The sequence below is a fragment of the Emergencia sp. JLR.KK010 genome (genome assembly GCF_037018265.1).
Classification (GTDB): Bacteria; Bacillota; Clostridia; order Peptostreptococcales; family Anaerovoracaceae; genus Senimuribacter; species Senimuribacter intestinalis.
In genome coordinates this window covers 895,072-913,059 of sequence record NZ_CP143550.1, presented here as the reverse complement: position 1 = coordinate 913,059, position 17,988 = coordinate 895,072, and the positions used below count along the sequence as shown (strand labels likewise).

Here is a 17,988-nt window from a genome sequence, read left to right as displayed (position 1 = left end):
CCTCCAAATATTGTTATCAATAGACTTAGTATACCATAATTATATCCCAATTCAAAACAAATTTTTCACCTTTACAGCACTTTCCGCCTCTGCTAAAATAAAAGTTACGAACATGTTTGTGAAAGGAGATTGAAGCAATGAAATATAATATTGTCGGTGAACCGCTTCCTGCTGTCATCTGCGACGTGGAAGCAGGCGAAACCTTAATCACAGAAAGCGGCGCCATGAGCTGGATGACCCAGAACATGAAGATGGAAACTACCAGCAACGGCGGTATCGGAAAAGCCCTCGGCAGAATGTTTTCCGGCGAAACCCTTTTCCAGAATCGATACACTGCACAGGGAGGTCCTGGACAGATTGCCTTTGCGTCCAGTTTCCCAGGTTCCATCAAAGCTGTAGAAATCACCCCGGGCAATGACCTGGTTGTACAGAAAAAGGCTTTCCTCGCCAGCGAATCCACTATAGAACTGTCCATATTTTTCCAGAAAAAGGCAGGCGCTGGCTTCTTTGGCGGCGAAGGCTTTATCATGCAGAGGCTCTCAGGTCACGGCACTGCCTTTATTGAAATCGACGGCTATGCCGTAGAATACAATCTGCAGGCGGGACAGTCCATGGTCGTAGACACAGGATATCTGGCTGCCATGGATTCCACCTGTTCCATCGAAGTGGTCTCCGTTCCCGGCGTAAAGAATATGCTCTTCGGCGGCGAAGGCATCTTCAATACGTTGGTAAAAGGTCCGGGGAAAATCATTCTGCAGACCATGCCGATTAACGTAGTTGCAGGTGCAATCAATCCGTTTATTGTAACCAGCAATTAATCAATCACATATTAATTGAAAAAGGACGGAATTCACTTCCGCCCTTTTTATTATACTCTATTTACCAGAACTTCACTTCTGGTTTTGCATTTCTGTAATCGGCGCTGACCATGACTTCGTTCCAGCATTCGTAGCATTCTGGCATGTCATACCAGCGATCGTCTGCTTTCACTGCGGTCAGTGCAATTCTCTGCCCCACGTAGGTTTCACTGTTGGATACAGGAACTGCGTGTTTTTCGTCGCTCAAATCTAAAGTGGAGATGATGCTCGGAATGGTAACCAGCGTCTTTTCGCCAGCTTCCACGTAGAGGTTCTCGTTCTGGAATACAACCTTAAATTCCTCGCCGTTATCTGCGCGAACCGTCGTAACACCTGTATCAAAACCGCCTGCTGAGTCAATCTGAATATCCACAATGGTTCCTGCAGACACAATTGGACTAAACGGAATTTTTTTCTCGCCAAAGTAGCTTTGCAGTTTTTCCACAGCCTCTGCAGCAGGCGTTTTCATCAGAATATCGCCCACTTCAATTGCCAGGGTCATCTGGCCCAGTGCGGAAGCATCCTTGTGCTGGTCTTTGTTCATCATCCATGCAGCAAAGCCGATGCCCTGGTCGAATGCCTGACACATGTATCTTGCGATTTTTTCACAGGCGGCGCCATCCATCGGATCTTCTGTCCTCGCAACGATGGTGTCACCAGCTTCACTGGCTAAAATAACCGGACTGGTTGGCACGCCGTGTACCGGCAGAAGTCCTGTATTCAGCTCCGGAACGGCACGACCGTTTCCATCTGTATCGATAATCGGCAGTCCGCATTTCCAAGCTGCGTAAAGTGGAAGCATGGTGTTTCCGCCGCCCATTTCGCCGGAATACACATATTTCAATTCTTTGCCCAAAAATCTTGCTTCTTCGCTCATCCCCTTTACAGCGTTGACAGATTCGTCCTGGAAAGTTCTGCCCTTGGTTGCTACCGGAGAGCCCAGCGCTGCAATCATCGTGGAAACAACATTTGGATCGTCCTCCATCTCTACAATATCAATCATTTTGATAAATGCATCAGGGTCTTCCGCATACATAGCTTCAATCAGCGCCAATCCCTCTTCAGCACTACCGCCACCGCCACCGCCATAAAAGCTGGAGCCGTAAACAATACTTGTCAGTTCCTCACGTCTTAATTCTCTTGCCATTTTTTTACCTCTCAAATCTATTTTCTCTTTAATAAACGTGTTTTCCCTTTTCCATCACGCATTCGTCATCAATCCAGACAGTCGGTGCGTTGATAATCATGTCGTAGTGCATATCGCAGTCCTGCTGTCCGCCCATGAACAAGTTGTTGCCGCAGGCGATATGAATGGTGCCGAACACTTTTTCGTCGACCAGGCCATTGCCCATAATTTCACAGGTTGGATTGGTGCCGATACCGAATTCGCATACATTCTTTGCAGTGTCTTCAAACTGACCGACAAATTCCTCAAACATCTCTGCGTCAGCGCCTTCTGTCTTCACAATTCTGCCGTCTGCAAAGGTCAGGGTCAACGGTTCTTCCATCACCTTAAAATCTGCGATAACGCCGTCAACCACCAGCACACCGTTGCCTTTTGTTTCAATAGGCGCGACCATGGCTTCGCCTGCCGGAAGATTGCCAAATGCGCCGGACTCTGTCAGTTTTCCGGTATCCGCAATGCCTTCTCTGCCGCCGCAGTAAAGGGTTAAATCAGTGCCAGCCTCTGTTGTAATATGTATCTTTTCAGCCCTTGTCAGCTTTTCTGCCAAGATACTTCCGATGCGCTCTACCTCATCGTAATCAGCGCCCAAAGTCATTTTTACGATGTCTTCGGTGATGCCCGGCATGGAAGCAATTCTGCAGCCTCTTTCTGTAGCTTCGGCTCTGCCTTTTGTATGGGTGTAAGAGCCGGTGGTAATCATCATGCACACCTGCGCCTCGTCGAGGGCCGCTTTACAAAGCTGCGGCATTTCTCCGCCTTGATGGACAGGTCCCACTGCCATAATCGTTTCAATTCCCAAATCATTTCCTGCTTTTACAAATTCCTTCGCAAGATCCAGCTGCTCGATATCGGTAAGAATCAGAAATTTTTCTCCCGCTTTTACGCCCATACAGGATGCAATAGAAATTTTTGCTGCTTCATAAGTATTCATAGTTTACGCCTCCTTAACAAATGGATTGTATTTCGGATTCTTCACTACAGTGCAGAGAATCCAGTAAACTACGATTGTTACTGCAATACCGATCAGCTCTGGAATGAAGAATTTATCGAAGTATGTAGTCAGCGCGCCGCAGATCCATGCGATAATGCCAAGCCAGTTGACACCCGGGAACGGCTCCCAGCCTTCAGCCTTGCCGCGACCCATAACCCAGTAATCTGCAATCAGAACGGCGCAGATTGGAGTAATGAGATAGCTGAGAATGGACAGGAAGTCTACGAAATAGTAAACGATACCGCCCAGAGAAAGCAGAATCCCGATGATACCGCAGATTGCTGTCACGATGGCTCTTCTGTCATCTCTCATTTTAAAAATATCTACGACTGCGATACCTGCTGAATAAGCGTTTCCTACGTTGGTTGTCCATGTTGCCAGAATCAGAACCAGCATGCCTGCCGCCGGAAGACCTACATTGGCAAACATTACTGTAATATCTGAATCGCCGGAACAAATGGAAAGAATTGCACCGCATGCCAGCGCACCAACGCCTGCAGGGATGACGCCAAATAGACAGGACAGCGCAGCGCTTTTTCCGTCTTTGCTGTAACGGTTATAGTCACCGCAGGTTGCCGCACCAGAGATGAATCCACCAACAGAAATGGTAATGCCGACCATCATGCCGCCGCCACCTTCCGGCTGATACGCTGACAGAACAGCAGCTCCGCCATCACCCAGGGCAATGGACACACCATAAATCAAAAATACGAACAAAAGTGGTACGCTAACAACGTTGAGAATCTTTGTCAGACCAATGCCGTAGAAAGCAGTCACCAGCATTAGAGTGCCCCAAAGCACGCATGCCAGCCACTCAGGAAATGCGATACCAAAACTGGACTGCATGAGTGAGCAGAATGAAGACGCACAGACAATAGTCTGATAGCCGTACCATCCAATCATAGAAATGGCGATAATCAGAGACAAGGTATACTGAGATCCTCTGTCTCCCAGCGCTCTTGATACTGCCATTACAGTCGGTCTTCCCGTCTGTGCAGACTGCGCTGCAATTAACATCATCAGCACTACGACGATTCCGTAGCCGATAAACATCGCCAAAATGGAATCTTTAAAATTCAGCCCAGCCGATACCATAGCGCCTACCATCAGCGCAGGTACACAAATGACATTTCCTGCCCAGATAAAGGCAATGGAAGGCCAGCTTTTTTTCTCACTGTCCGGAACCGGTTCCAGCGTGATGGTTTCAACATGACTTTTCTTTGCTTCAGCCATATCGTTTCCTCCTTTCAGGATAAACAAAAGTATTATTGCGTTGTAGTAAGTATAGCAGCAGGGGATATCCCCTGTCATTGGCATAATTGCGGAAAAAGTTTTTATATTTTTATGCACGTAAACAATCATGAAATAATTTCTCAGCGAATATACGGAAAAATTTCACGATTATTTATTTATATTTACAATTATTTCTTGCGTTTCCCTTTCCCTTGGAATAGAATATAGACATTACAATTAATATGGAGGTAATCTAATGAGCCTTACTGTTTCCGACTGTCTGAAACTCCCTTCTCTGCGCAGCGCCAAAGTCATCGCAGGTCATAAAGGGCTTTCCCATATCGTCAACAATGTTTCTGTACTGGAAATTTACGATGCCGAACTCTTTTCGCTGGAAGCCCCGGTCAACGACAGCGACATGACGCTGACCTCTTTCCGCGCTATCGCAGATAACTATGAGCTGCAGTGCAAGCATATTGAGCAAATGCACAGTCTGGGTGACGCCGCCGTAGTGATTTACTACGTAGGAATTTACCTGAAAGAGATTCATCCTTCTCTCATCGAAACTGCTGACCGCCTTGGATTTCCCCTAATTATCATGCCCGAAGGTCGGATAGACTGCTTCTATCGGGAGGTTCTTTATGATGTTTATAAAGCGATTTTCCATGCAAAAAATAAAGAAAAAGACCTGATTAATAACGTGGTAGCCCTATTTTCGAGACTGCCGGAGGACCGCAAAAATCTGACGAATCTGCTGCGTCTTATCAGCGATTCGCTCAAGTGCACAGTGCTTCTTTCTGATACGGTCATGAACAACGTCTGTCTGTCCAAATATCCCGCTTCCAACGACATCACAGCCTCTGACATACACCAGCTTTATGAAAAAACTGGATGTTCAGATTCCCACGGCGCAGAAAGTCTTTGGCAGGGACGGGTGCTGCGCATTTTTCGCCTGCCTTTCACTGTCTTTGAATACCGTAACTTCTCGATTTACGCCATCGACGAATTCGGCTCTCTCACTATGGACGACATGTACGACGTCGTCGAACTACTGGAAATTTTCTCCAAGCTTTGGAACCTGGACGCAGACAACATTCTGGAAAACTCATTGATTTCATCCATTCTGGACGGCGACTCGGAAAAAATGCGCCAGATTTCCACAAAACTTTCTATCGATATTCGCACCATCAATACTTCAGTATTTTTGCGCCCTTCCCTCATCGGTCTGGAGCCCCAGGGCAAACTTCGCCTGCAGAGAGAAATGGTGCAGCAGATTAAATCCTGCTCTGAAGGCTGGGGCAAAACTGTCATCGTAGATACCTATGAATCCCTCATCGTCAGCTTCATTATGTACTCCTCCACCGACAACACGGACAGGGAATATCTCCAGGAGATGACAGAACGGCTGGATACGCTCTGCACAAACTATACTATCTCCTTCTTCCCGTGTGACAACAAAGCAGAGGAAACCCGCAAAACCTATCTGCTGTACAGCGAAACCATTCCTCTCGCCATTTCCATCTTCCTAGACCGGAAATTATTCTCCTACGGTGACATTCTCTTCGCCCACCAATGCGAAACCATCTGCCGCGAAAAGAATGATTCTTTCCGCATCTGCCGCAACATTCTAAAGCCGCTGCTGGAGGACGCTGACAGTGACGCACTGCTAGAAACCCTCAGCGTTTATTATCTGGACGCCAGCTGTGAAGTCAAGGCTACCGCCAGCCAGCTTTTCGTCCACAGAAATACCATTCAATACCGGCTAGCAAAAATTCACGCAATTACCAATTTCAAGACCGACGATTTTCTGTCCAACAACCTCATGTATCAGGCCATCGCCTGCTACAGACTCCATCCGGAGCTGTTTGAGGTGTAGGTTTATTCGTGAAGCTCAATGTATCTTTCTGCCAGTTTTCAGTTTTTTAAGAGATGGTTTTCAAAATCGCAATTTTGTTTGTAAAAAGAAACCCTTTTTACCGACTTTGAAAACGTTGAAAATCGAACAATTGTAATGGTTTTCCGAAACAAGTTCCAGCAATTACAAGGGATTGCACGGTTTTCAAAATGGCGATTTTGTTTGTAAAAAAGCAAACTTTTTCGCAGATTTCAAAAACCACATTATATCCAAATCTGACTTTCCACCCTGTTGTCGGCAAAATCCCGCTCCAGCATGGCTTTGTGACTGAGGAATGCCCCATCGGTAAAGTATTTTGCGCTTTGCGGGCAAACAGCGATACATGCCTGACATTTAATACAAATGCCATCCGTTCCAATGCTCCCCATGGGACAGTGCTCCGCACAAAGACCGCAGCCGGTGCATTTACCCGAATCGGTCACTGGCTTGGCTTTCAGGAAAACTGCCGGCGTGCCCTCGAGTCCCTTCGGCACATAATAAGGTCCTGCCGGATGATTTCCCGGAAATACTTCTGCACTGAGGGTATGACCTGTCTGCAAGTTCTTCATCGCACCTTCTCCCAACTCTGCCGCTTTTTCAAAGTCTGCTCTTCCCGGTCTTCCCTCCGCCACCTTTGCAAAGGCGTGACGGCACACAAATGCCCCGCCGCCCGCCAGTTTAAAGCCTGTTTCTTCCAGCAAATCCGAAAGTTCAGCCAGACTGTCATCAAAACTACGACCACCGAAAGTTACTACAGGTACGCAGGAAGCGCCTGCACTTTTCACCGAATCTCTGATATAGGGCATGATTTTGTTGGGCAATCTGCCCGCATAAGTGGGCATGCCGAATATGACAAAATCTCTCGCTCCGAATTCCGCCCTGCTCTGCCGATTTTCCGGCTTTGTGATATCAAATTCCTGCACCGCAGCAGCGCCCAGTGCTTCTGCTGCGGCTTTTGCTATGCGAACAGTCAGCCCCCTCGTGCTGCCCGTCGGGCTGAAGTATACTGCCCAAACATTTCTTATCATAGAACGACCCTTTCCCTGGCATAATCCAGCAAACTACCGCTGGAATTTTCCAGCTTTCCTTCTATTACCAGTTCCAGCATTTCATCTAGTATGCTGCCGATGGCGGGTCCGGGCACTGCGCCCAGCTTAATTAAATCTCCGCCGCTGACGGCAAGCTGCTGCAAACTCCAGCATGCGCCGTCTGCGATTGCGTCCTTCACCTCTGCTTCCCTTCCAAAGATGCTGTAATACAGAAAACTCGTTTCTTCTCCGTACTGTCGTAAAAGCCGTAGAATTGCACTTCTCTCCCCAGACGGCGCTTTTTTCTCCGCGCAAAGCTTCGCGATATCCGATGCCTGCTCCACCGTGCGATGATCGTATTTCACTTCCCGCAGGGCTTTTTTTGTATCCGCAGGAAACAGTACCGCAAGGCGAACGGAAAGCGCCGGCGGAAGGTTCTTTACAGATGCCGGGACTAGTTTAGGGCAGCAAATCTGCAGCACCTCCGCATATCCGTCAATCACACTGTTAGCCTCTTTTCCCAGCACCAGCTTGGAAAGTTCCGCGTTGATTCGTTCCTTTGAAATCTGCGTTAGAAGCGGCGCACAGACACGAACCGCCTTTGCCGTTTCCATTTCCAGCTTAAAACCAAGCACCGCCCGAAAGCGAAGGGCGCGCAAAATCCGCAACGCATCCTCTTCAAATCGTTTCTGCGGTTCACCCACACAGCGGATCAGCTGACACTGGATATCCTTCATGCTGCCGTAAAGATCTACCAGCTTTCGCTGCGGATGATAAGCGATAGCGTTCATAGTAAAATCCCGCCGTTTTAAATCTTCTGCCAAACTCGGTGTAAATACCACCGCCTCCGGATGACGCCCATCCCGATAGTCTCCGTCAATGCGATAGGTAGTTATTTCTACTGGCTTTTCTTCTGTCAAGACCGTAACCGTCCCATGCTTTACACCGGTCTGTACAGTGTTCGCCGCTCCAAAGCAAACTGTCGTCTCTGAGGGAAGTGCCGATGTACATACATCCCAGTCGGAAGGCTGGCGCCCCATGAGTATATCGCGCACGCAACCACCCACGATAAAAGCTTCGTGACCTGCCTCATTCAATAGACGCAAAACTTCCCGCACATAAATTGGTATATTGCTGTTCAACTGTTCTTCCCTTTTCTCCACCAAATAACCTCCTGCCGCATATAGTGTTTATTTATACACTACCGCTGCAATAGGCTTTTGTCAATGTATATTCTCCTTTTAAAAACGAATTTCCTCTTTGCAATATAAGTGATATTGCACTGAAAAATATCCAAGTCTAATGCGGTAGTTCCTGCTGCAGAGAAGCCGATGCGCCATAATCTAAAGCTTTTTTGTATCTATGGCGTTCACCCTCTGAAAATCGCCATATTTTAAACGTTTTTCTGTATACATGGCGGCAGTCATCCGTCAAACGCCAAGTACTCCACCATACAAAAACCACCTGCAAACGGTTTCCCGTCTGCAGGTGGTTTTGAAATACATATTTTATTTTGCAGCTGCGCCAATCGCAAATCCTTTTTCGAAAGCTTCTAAGTTCATCGGCAGGAACTCTGGTTTTTTCTTACCCAGTTTGTTCTTGATAGTTTCGATGATAACTTCTTTTGGAACAACTTCTGTTGCGCCGATGTAAGCGCCCAGCATGATGATGTTCAAAACTTTCGGATTTCCCATTTCCAGAGCCATTTCAGTTACAGGAACTTTGATGACCTTGATGTCGTCTCTCTCGATTGGAGAGATTACGATGGAGCTATTAATCAGCAGGTTTCCGCCTGGTTTCAGCTTGTCAAGGAATCTATGCAGGGAAGGATCGTTCATGACAATCATATCTTCCATTGCTTCCATAACAGGCGCACCGATTTCGTCATCGGAGATTACAACGTAGCAGTTAGCTGTACCTCCACGCATTTCTGCGCCGTAGGATGGGAAATATGTTACGTGTTTATCAGTTGATTCGCAAGTTGCCTGAGCCAAAAGAGTTCCTAGCATCATGACACCCTGTCCGCCAAATCCGGCAACAAGTAAATTTCTTTCCATGTTCTATTCCTCCTTTGATTTATCTCTGAATACACCCAGCGGGAATTCTTTCAGCATTTTTTCTTCTAAGAAATCCAGTGCTTTTGCTTCGCTCATGCCCCAGTTTGTTGGACATGTAGTGACAATTTCAACCATGGAGAAGCCTTTTCCGTCAATCTGGTTCTGGAATGCTTTCTTGATAGCCGCTTTTGTCTTACGAACGTTAGCAGGTGTGTTGCAGCTGGTTCTTTCCAGATAAGCAGGAGCTGTCAGCTGGCTCAAAACTTCGCACATATGGATTGGATATCCGTGTTCTTCCGGATTCCTGCCCTTCGGTGCAGTAGTAGCCTTCATGCCGATCAGTGTAGTCGGTGCCATCTGACCGCCAGTCATACCGTAGATACCGTTATTTACAAAGATAACGGTAAAGTTTTCACCTCTGTTGGCAGCGGAAACTGTTTCGCCAAGACCGATGGAAGCAAGGTCTCCATCGCCCTGATATGTATAAACCAGAGAATCCGGATTGGATCTCTTCAGACCTGTTGCAACTGCGCAAGCTCTGCCGTGTGCAGAAATGTTCAGGTCGTGGGATACGTATAACTGACCCAGTCCACAGCAGCCAACACCTTCGCAGCGAACTAATTTGTCCAGCATGCCTAATTCTTCAACAACTTCACCAATCAGTTTGTGAATGGTTCCGTGCATGCAGCCCGGACAGAATCCGGATACGGTTTCAGGTTTGATACCAATGGTTCTCTTATATACTTTTTCCATTATAATACCTCCTTTACCAGTTCATGTGCTGCAGCCATAACTCTTTCTTTTGTCATCAGCTCACCGCCGGATCTGAGACATTCTTTGATTGGACATCTGCCATGAACTGCGTGGTCTACGTCCCATCTCATCTGTGCAGGGATAGACATTTCGATATCTAAGATACCCTTAACTCTGTTGAAATCCAGATTTTCAAAGGACTTATATGGGAACGGATGAATTGCAATCGGTCTGATGAGTCCAGCCTTAATTCCTTCTGCTCTCAGTTCCTTTACTGCAATTCTAGCGATACGAGCGGAGATACCATAAGCGGTCAAAATGATTTCTGCGTCATCAACCATGATTTCTTCTACTCTAACGTCTTTTTCTTTCCAGGATTCATAAAGCTTTGCAGCGTCAATGTTTACTGGCTCAAAACCGCCGCCTACGCCGCCAGGAAGGATTCTAACCTGCCCTTCAGGGCTGTGACCAACTGCGGAAATATCTTTACGAGCAGCTTTCAGTGCCGCAACTTCTTCGTCGCTCTTCATCGGAGGGAGTTCAACAGGCTCCATCATAGTACCCATAACACCATCTGTCAGAATCAGAACAGGGTTCATGTCTCTTTCTGCCAAATCAAATGCTTCATAGGTCATGTCTACTGCTTCCTGTACAGTGGAAGGAGACAGTACGATCATTTCAAAACCACCGTTGCCGGAAGCCTTGGTTGCCTGCATGTAGTCCTGCTGTGCCGGCTGAATTGCACCGATACCAGGACCGCCTCTCTGCACGTTTACATATACGATTGGAAGACGCGCAGCAGCGCAATAGGAAATACCTTCACTATATAAACTGATACCAGTACTGGAAGAAGAACTCATGGATCTTGTTCCTGTCTGTACTGCGCCATACAGCATATTGACAGAAGCGACTTCACTTTCACCCTGTACGAATACGCCGTTTTCAACTTCCGGCATTCTTCTTGCAAAGTATTCCGGAATCTCGTTCTGTGGTGTGATTGGGTAGCCGGCAAAGAATCTACAGCCAGCTCTGGTAGCTGCTTCTGCGATTGCTTCACAGCCCTTCATAAATACTCTTGCCATTTTTTCTAAACCTCCCTATAAACTTCGATTGCTGCGTCTGGACAGACAACTCCGCAAGCGGCACAGCCGATGCAGTCGTCCGGATTTGCTGCAACAACATACTGGTAGCCTTTAGAATTTACTTTGTCGCCAATAGCGAGCACTTTCTTAGGGCAGAATTTAACGCAATAACCGCAGCTCTTGCAGCTCTCTGCTCTAATTTCCACTTTTCCTTTTGCCATTTTGATTACCTCCTTAATGGTCCTGCCCTGCGAACTCAGTGAGCAGTCTGGCAGACCTTATGCTGGCATTCTCCGGTCTTTAGCCGGTTTAGAATGCGTCGTATAATGGTCCTGCCCTGCGAACTCAGTGAGCAGTTTGGCAGACCTTATGCTGGCATTCTCCGGTCTTTAGCCGGTTTAGAATGCGTCGTATAATGGTCCTGCCCTGCGAACTCAGTGAGCAGTTTGGCAGACCTTATGCTTTAGAGCCCCAAAACTTGTTTTGGGCTGGCCCTAGTCGTAACATGGTGTACTGAGCCAGCGAAAAGCAAAGGCTCTCAAACCGTTATTCAATAACCCCAGGCAAAGCCAGGGTAGTTGACATTTCTAATCGACCCACTCATAGGTCAGATACAGATTCACCGGAAGAAGCGGGGTATCTGTCTTTCCTGAAATCTCAGGACAAAGGTGCGCAAGAGCGCACATGTAGTCGACATTCAAATATTCTCCAATTAATGCTTTGACTTTCTCATTGCCAGCAAGCGCTTCCTCCGCTGTAGTAGTAATTCCCACATTGGGATTACTCAAAATTGAGACATTTGCTAAATCGATGCGAGCCATGCCCAATACGCGGGCCATGGTACCGTCAATACTGATTAAATCCTTTGACCACGGACGATATGCGTTAATGACGAAGAAGTTCTGCGTATTTTCTCGGTTGAGAAACGGTGAAAATGCACCGATGAGTCTTGCTCCGACATGGTCGCCGCCTACGTCCATAATTACGATACTATCCTCGTCCGCCATATAGTTTCTCACGCCGCCCGGCAGGGTCGGTGCGTCGAAAAACTGTTCCTCATAATGGAAGACGATGCCTGCATCCTCAATCTGATGTCTGATATCTCTGGAACGAAACAGCGGCTTCGTCTGGTCCATATCAAAGAAGTGCACCTTCTTATCAGAAAGCTCTGCAAGCTGGAAGGCAAAGTTAATTGCAATTTCGCTCTTACCGCTGCCCGCTTCGCCTACAAATACGAAGTTCTTCTTAGTCTTAATCATTTCTGCTAAAACGCTTTTCATCGAAAACTCTCCCATTTTGCATTCTCACTTTACACTTATATTTTAACGAATTGTGACGGAAATGTCAAATTAATTTTCAGAGATTATGACTTTTTGTTTGGTGCATTTTTGCGAATTTTCAGCTCCTCGCTATTACGATGACACCGGCAATGCAAAGACCAATTCCCACCATCTGCTGTACCGTCAAAACCTCTCTATAAAAAAGTATTCCAATCACCGCAAGGACTACGGCAAGAGCAATATTTACAATGGTCGTTCCCACGCTGATATTCCAGCCCAGCTTATACATAAAGACCGATGCTACTTCCACCGCCGTAATGGTAAATCCCATGACAACCGGTGCCCAGTTCATCTTCCCAAACTGCACCGCCAGGTTTTTGTCCTGCCCCATGACCATCCACAGGACAAAGGCTGCAGCCGCAGCCACCACATAGTTAAAAAATACCGCTGCGAAAGGATCCATTGCCTCCGGCACAGATTTTGCGCTGACCTGATAAAAGGTGTGCGCCACCAGAAGCAGTGCTATAGGCCACCAAAATGTAAAAATACTCATACGCTTTCCTCCTTCAACGCCGCAAAATACCTCCTGACAAGAAAACAAAAGCGCCCCGCACCATTCCTTCTAAGGCCTAACGGAATGGATTAGGACGCTAAAATCATCTACCCGGCGGTACATCATCTGCGTTTTTCTTTCAGTTTTATAGGTATAGTGTACATGCGCCTGCAGAAAAAGTCAATGGGAATACAGCAATGTGCCAAGGTGAACACACGAAAAAGTTTTAAATTTCTATGTCGCTGACAAAACTGACATTTTTTTAGTTTTTTGTCAAATCTGTCAGCATTTTAGCTAAAAACGCTGACAAAACTGACAAATTCTTTTGATTTTGTCTGCTTTGTCAGGATTTTAAGAATATGAAACCTAATTCTTCACGATTTGCTGACAAAATTCAGCAAAATCCAAAATTTAGTCAGCGTCGATGGGTGAATGCTCTTTTCATGTGTTTACCGCAGGCAGCGCCTAGTCTGATCGAGCAGGCGCTGCCTCGCAGACCCTGCTCAACCCGCTAAAGTGCAGACAAGCAGCGCGCCCGGTGGATTCCCACCGGGCGCGCTGCTGTACCAAAGGAGTGTACATTTACATTGGATTGTCTTGATTATGCTTGTTCCAAACCTTTACGTGCCAATCTGCTGATTTCCAGCGCCGGTCCGATTGCAACGCCCGGCTTTGTCTTCATGTAGCAGATTAAATCTTCCAGCATGTTAATACGGCTGATTCTGCCGATGCACTGCGGATGCAGCACCAGGGTCATCAGACCGCCTTCTTCATAGAGACCGTCAAATTCGCTCTGCCAAATATCTTTTACATACTGCGGAGAGCAGATTCTTCTTCTTTCCGGCTGCTGCAGTGTGAAGAAGAAGTGGGAAGTATCATCATACAGCCAGGAGAACGGCAGCTCGATTAATTTCTGACCATCTTCACTTTCATGGAAATAAGGCCAGTCACATGCCATGGTGTTTGAGGAATATTCAAAGCCGCTTGCCATGACATTCCGAATGGTTTCTTCTGTTAAAATTGCTTCCGGCGCTCTGTAGCCTAGCGGCTCAACACCCAGCAGTTCTTTCATGATTTTTTTTGATTTTGCGACCAGTTCTTTGTCTTGTTCAGGGAAGTAAGTCGTTTCGTGAAGATAGCCGTGATAGCCAATTTCGTGTCCGCGTCTTACAATTTCCTGGCAGGTTTCGGTATGCTGCTCGATGACCCAGCCCGGAATAAAGAAAGTCGCTTTCAGCTGCTGTCTGTCCAGCATATCTAAAATCCTCGGCACGCCAACTTTAGGACCGTATGCGCCCTCTGCCATCAGATTCGGGTTGTTTAAGCTGTCCATGGTACGGGAAAACCAGAAAGTTTCCGCATCCAGGTCAAAAGTCAGGGCTACGCCCATTTTTACGCCTTCCGGCCAATTCTTTCTCATTTTTATTCCTCCTCTTCCATATCGAAGGCAAGCGCGCCGTCAATATAGGTTTTCATCACCTGAATATTTTTAATCGTATCCTCCGGCACGCTGAATACATCGTCTGACAGCACGACAAAGTTTGCCCGCTTGCCGACTTCCAGAGAGCCGAGAGAATCTTCATCTTTAGAAACATAAGCGCCATAAATGGTATGCAGTTTGACTGCATCCAGTCTGCTCATTTTCTCTTCCGGATACCATCCGCCTTCCGGCTGTCCGGACAGATCTTTTCTGGTCACGTTGACCTGAATGCCCTCCAGCGGATTGACCGATTCAATCGGAAGATCGGAGCCAGCCGCCAGACGGATGCCCTGTTTCAGCATGCTGCCGAAGCAGTAGCTGGTCTTCATACGTTCGCCGACACGAGAATCTGCGATGCTCCAGTCGGAATGAATATACATCGGCTGAATCAAGCCGATCGCGTCGACTTCCTTGTACTTCTCGAAAATGCGCTCGTTCATAATCTGACTGTGGATAATAGAAGGACGCAGCTGTTTTTCTTTGATGGTATCTTTTACAGAAATGCATCCGTCCAGGAAGGTCTCTACTGCAGCGTCTCCGATGGCATGAATCGTCAGATCAAAATCGTGATCCACGATTTCTTTTGCGATAGCGGAAAGTTCTTCCTTATCCCAATACAGGCAGCCGCAGCTGTCCGGCTTATCACTGTAAGGCTCGTTCAGTCCTGCAGACCATGCGCCCAGTGAGCCGTCGCCCAGGAACTTAATCGGTCCGATTTTGATTTTTCCAAACCGCTGCCAGGAGTGGAATCCATAATCAAAGAATTCCTGCAGCTGATCCGGTCTGTGAATCCGCAGCTGTAAAACCAGATCAATCGGCATTTTTCCTTCTGCGCAAAGTTCCAGATAAGCTTCCCACAGCGCCCGTTTATCGTCGACAGAATAGAAGTCTTCCGTATGGCAGACGGTCACGCCGTTTTTCACCATTTCGCGGAAAGAAAATTCCAGCAGTTCTTTCATCTGCAGTTTATCTGTCAGTTTTGGCACGTGATCACCGATCAGGCTCATGGCGCTTTCCAGCATGACGCCAGTCGGGGAGCCGTCGGCAAACCGTACCAGTTCACCGCCCTGAGGGTCAGGTGTGTTCTTGTCAATGCCAGCGATTTTCATAGCCATGGAGTTGGCAGCGCAAATGGTTCCGCAGCGTCTGTCCAGCATAATCGGGTGGGTATCAGAGATGCGGTCCAGATCGTTGACTGTTGGAAATTCTCCGCCCGGAAATACTTCCTGATCCCAGCCGAACCCAGTGACCCATTCGCCGTCCGGAATCTGGTTTTCCTCGATATACTGCTTTACGATTTCTACCATTTCGTCCGCACTGCGGGCAGCGCCCAGAGACGCCGTTTTTTTCTCAAAAATGGCATGGCTCAAAAGGTGGATGTGAGCGTCGATAAAGCCAGGTAAAACGTCTTTTCCGCCCAGATCGACGATTTCACAGTCCTGCGCCTTTTTCGTAATTTCCTCGGTCGTTCCCAGCGCAGAGATGATTCCATCTTCACAAATCATCGCCTCCACGAGGGTATTTTCAGTATCAATTGTTCTGATTCTGCCATTTACAAATGCTTTTTTCATGTCGCTTAACCTCTTTTCAAAAATGCAGTGCAGCAGTGAATTGCACCGAACCCTTTCATGATTTCATCAAATTCTACAGGAATGACATTGATGCCGTTCTTTTCAAGCAGCTCCTGTGAGCGCGGATTGCCTGCAGGCATTACGATTGTGCCTGGCTCTATGGCAACAAAGTTGATGGCAAAGCTCTCTTTTGCTTCAATTCTGGAAGGGCATTCCAGCAGCTTGATGCCTTTTTTCTTCAGCGCGTCGCACACGTCATAAGGCACCTGCGATGCGTGAATCATCGCAACGTCATGGCTTGCCATGTTTAACAGTCCGTCAATGTGGGCGTGTCCATATGGAATCTGCATGTGCAGGATTTCGGTAACGCCCATTCTGCGCAATTCCTGCTCTACCATTTCATAGCCTTCCCGGTTGGTACGCACGCCGGATGCCAGTACGACGGTATGACGGTCGATCCACAGTCCCATGGCGCCTTCAAAAGTGCCGCTGCCGCATACCGTTCTGATAATTGGCACACCCAGTTCTGCCAACTTCTTCGCCGCGTACCGTTCTTCACCTCGTCTTGCTTCCATGGCTGGCCTTGTCACGATGGCGCCTTCCGGTGTCATAAACACTAGATCGCGGCAGAACAAAGCATTGGGTCTGTCTTCCCGCTGTTCTTCGATATAGTGCACAGTCGCACCGTGATCTCTGTAAATCTGCGCCAGCGCGTCATGCTGCTGCCGGAACCGCTCAGGATCGATAGGAGCTTTAAATCTGGCTGCTTCCCAGTCAAAGTTTTCAATTTCCTTTCCCGGTCTGCGCATGAGCACGGCGCGCAGGGTATCGACCTCGGAGCAGACGCCCCAGTCTCCCCAAAGCTCCGGCATATCGTCAATGATAGAAGATTCTTTCGCAAACCAGCGCTCTCCTGGAAGCGCATCAATATCTGCAGTGTTGTTCATTCCTTGTTTTTCGTTCATAATTTCCTCCTTGTATATAATCGATATCAAATTAGCCTCTCTTCAAATAAGCAGTAATACAGTGCAGCGCACCTTTGCCTTTCATAATTTCAGAAATATTGACAGTCTGCACTTTGATGCCGCTGTTTTCTAACAGTTCCTGGGTTCTCGGGCTTCCTTCCGGCATGAGAATGTGCCCCGGCTCCAGCGCTACGAAATTGCAGGCAAAGTTTTCTCTCACCTCTGTCTGAGACGGTGCTTCCAAAATGCGATAACCCTTTTTCTTCAGCATATCCAGAATATCGTAAGGCACCTGAGAAGCGTGAACCAGAACATCTTCGTGGCTCAGCGGATTCATCAGTCCGTCGATGTGAATGTTGCTGTAAGGCTGCTGCATGTGATATACAGTGACTCCCATGCGTTCCAGCTCATATTTTACCTGTTCATAACCGCTCCGGTTGCAGCGGCTGCCGGTGGATAAAACGCAGGTATGTCTATCCACCCACATGCCGTTTGCGCCCTCAAACATGCCGTCACCTGCGATCGTGCGCAGAATCGGTACACCGAGCTTTCCCAGTGCTTCTGCAATATAGCGTTCTTCCCCTCTGCGAGCTGCCATCCCTGGTCTTGTCAGGATAGCGCCTTCCGGTGTCATGAACATCAGGTCGCGGCAGAAAATTGCATTGGGTCTGTCTTCTCTCTGATTTTCTACATAATGTACTTTGACGCCAAAGTCTGTGTAGACCTTTACTACATCGTCATGCTGTTTTCTCATCAGCTCCACATCGATGGGTTCATCAGAAAATCTAACTGCCGCAGCATCAAAATCTTCTACTTCTTTGCCGGGTCTTCTCATCAGTACTGCCCGCAGGGTGTCGACTTCGGAACAAACGCCGAAATCACCCCAGTATTCGTTCATATCGTCTTCAAAAGCAGTTTCTTTTGGAAACCATCTTTCACCAGGTATAGCATCAATATCTTGTTTTATTTGGCTCATATTGCCTTCACCTCCATTTTCATTTATCAATTTATATAGCAATTCCCGTGCCAAGAAAAAAGTCAGTCAGCGCCGGAAATCC

General features: G+C 47.5%; 17 protein-coding genes. 2 read left to right on the top strand and 15 right to left on the bottom strand.

The features are described 5' to 3' along the window. Positions 1–137 precede the first annotated feature (137 nt). Positions 138–818, top strand: a complete 681-nt coding sequence (locus V1225_RS04310) for a TIGR00266 family protein (protein WP_160201746.1) — start codon at positions 138–140, stop codon at positions 816–818. Between the two features lie 61 nt (positions 819–879). Here the strand turns inward: V1225_RS04310 and V1225_RS04305 are convergent, their stop codons facing one another. The 3 genes from V1225_RS04305 to V1225_RS04295 are packed head-to-tail and all read right to left on the bottom strand — an operon-like array spanning position 880 to position 4,267. Then, positions 880–2,004 (bottom strand): DUF917 domain-containing protein, encoded by a 1,125-nt coding sequence (locus tag V1225_RS04305; RefSeq protein ID WP_338547646.1) that lies wholly within the window; start codon positions 2,002–2,004, stop codon positions 880–882. A 28-nt stretch (positions 2,005–2,032) separates the two neighbouring features. Beyond that, positions 2,033–2,974: an aminopeptidase gene (locus V1225_RS04300; RefSeq protein ID WP_338547645.1), complete on the bottom strand. Its 942-nt coding sequence runs from the start codon at positions 2,972–2,974 to the stop codon at positions 2,033–2,035. Between the two features lie 3 nt (positions 2,975–2,977). Next, the gene (locus V1225_RS04295; RefSeq protein ID WP_161909064.1) at positions 2,978–4,267 is read right to left on the bottom strand and encodes a cytosine permease; all 1,290 of its coding nucleotides are present in this window, start codon (positions 4,265–4,267) and stop codon (positions 2,978–2,980) included. A 256-nt stretch (positions 4,268–4,523) separates the two neighbouring features. On the opposite strand from V1225_RS04295, the gene V1225_RS04290 reads away from it, so the two are divergent. Continuing rightward, positions 4,524–6,143 (top strand): PucR family transcriptional regulator ligand-binding domain-containing protein, encoded by a 1,620-nt coding sequence (locus tag V1225_RS04290; RefSeq protein ID WP_338547644.1) that lies wholly within the window; start codon positions 4,524–4,526, stop codon positions 6,141–6,143. A 242-nt stretch (positions 6,144–6,385) separates the two neighbouring features. On the opposite strand, the gene V1225_RS04285 is transcribed toward V1225_RS04290, so the two are convergent. From V1225_RS04285 to V1225_RS04230, 12 genes are all read right to left on the bottom strand, one after another. Further along, positions 6,386–7,189: an EFR1 family ferrodoxin gene (locus tag V1225_RS04285; protein ID WP_251631353.1), complete on the bottom strand. Its 804-nt coding sequence runs from the start codon at positions 7,187–7,189 to the stop codon at positions 6,386–6,388. Continuing rightward, positions 7,186–8,352: a hypothetical protein gene (locus V1225_RS04280; RefSeq protein ID WP_338547643.1), complete on the bottom strand. Its 1,167-nt coding sequence runs from the start codon at positions 8,350–8,352 to the stop codon at positions 7,186–7,188. The genes V1225_RS04285 and V1225_RS04280 overlap by 4 nt, the downstream gene beginning before the upstream one ends. 345 nt (positions 8,353–8,697) lie before the next feature. Then, complete coding sequence (locus V1225_RS04275) at positions 8,698–9,246, bottom strand: 2-oxoacid:acceptor oxidoreductase family protein (RefSeq protein WP_160201739.1); 549 nt, start codon at positions 9,244–9,246, stop codon at positions 8,698–8,700. 3 nt (positions 9,247–9,249) lie between these two features. Then, positions 9,250–9,999, bottom strand: coding sequence for a thiamine pyrophosphate-dependent enzyme (locus V1225_RS04270; protein WP_160201738.1), 750 nt, complete (start codon positions 9,997–9,999; stop codon positions 9,250–9,252). Next, positions 9,999–11,081: a 3-methyl-2-oxobutanoate dehydrogenase subunit VorB gene (vorB, locus tag V1225_RS04265; protein WP_338547642.1), complete on the bottom strand. Its 1,083-nt coding sequence runs from the start codon at positions 11,079–11,081 to the stop codon at positions 9,999–10,001. The genes V1225_RS04270 and vorB overlap by 1 nt, the downstream gene beginning before the upstream one ends. A gap of 5 nt (positions 11,082–11,086) precedes the next feature. Further along, complete coding sequence (locus V1225_RS04260) at positions 11,087–11,302, bottom strand: 4Fe-4S dicluster domain-containing protein (RefSeq protein WP_160201736.1); 216 nt, start codon at positions 11,300–11,302, stop codon at positions 11,087–11,089. 366 nt (positions 11,303–11,668) lie between these two features. Further along, positions 11,669–12,361, bottom strand: coding sequence for a hypothetical protein (locus tag V1225_RS04255; RefSeq protein ID WP_338547641.1), 693 nt, complete (start codon positions 12,359–12,361; stop codon positions 11,669–11,671). A 118-nt stretch (positions 12,362–12,479) separates the two neighbouring features. Next, the gene (locus V1225_RS04250) at positions 12,480–12,914 is read right to left on the bottom strand and encodes an EamA family transporter (RefSeq protein WP_161909070.1); all 435 of its coding nucleotides are present in this window, start codon (positions 12,912–12,914) and stop codon (positions 12,480–12,482) included. A 601-nt stretch (positions 12,915–13,515) separates the two neighbouring features. Next, complete coding sequence (locus V1225_RS04245; RefSeq protein WP_161909071.1) at positions 13,516–14,334, bottom strand: polysaccharide deacetylase; 819 nt, start codon at positions 14,332–14,334, stop codon at positions 13,516–13,518. A gap of 2 nt (positions 14,335–14,336) precedes the next feature. After that, positions 14,337–15,965, bottom strand: a complete 1,629-nt coding sequence (locus V1225_RS04240; RefSeq protein ID WP_160201732.1) for an amidohydrolase — start codon at positions 15,963–15,965, stop codon at positions 14,337–14,339. Positions 15,966–15,970: 5 nt separating this feature from the next. Further along, positions 15,971–16,930 carry an arginine deiminase family protein gene (locus V1225_RS04235; RefSeq protein WP_251613284.1) on the bottom strand — a complete coding sequence of 320 codons (960 nt, stop codon included), beginning with the start codon at positions 16,928–16,930 and terminating at the stop codon, positions 15,971–15,973. A 31-nt stretch (positions 16,931–16,961) separates the two neighbouring features. Continuing rightward, entirely contained in the window at positions 16,962–17,906 is a 945-nt protein-coding gene (locus V1225_RS04230) for an arginine deiminase family protein (RefSeq protein ID WP_338547639.1), read from the bottom strand. Positions 17,907–17,988 lie beyond the last annotated feature (82 nt).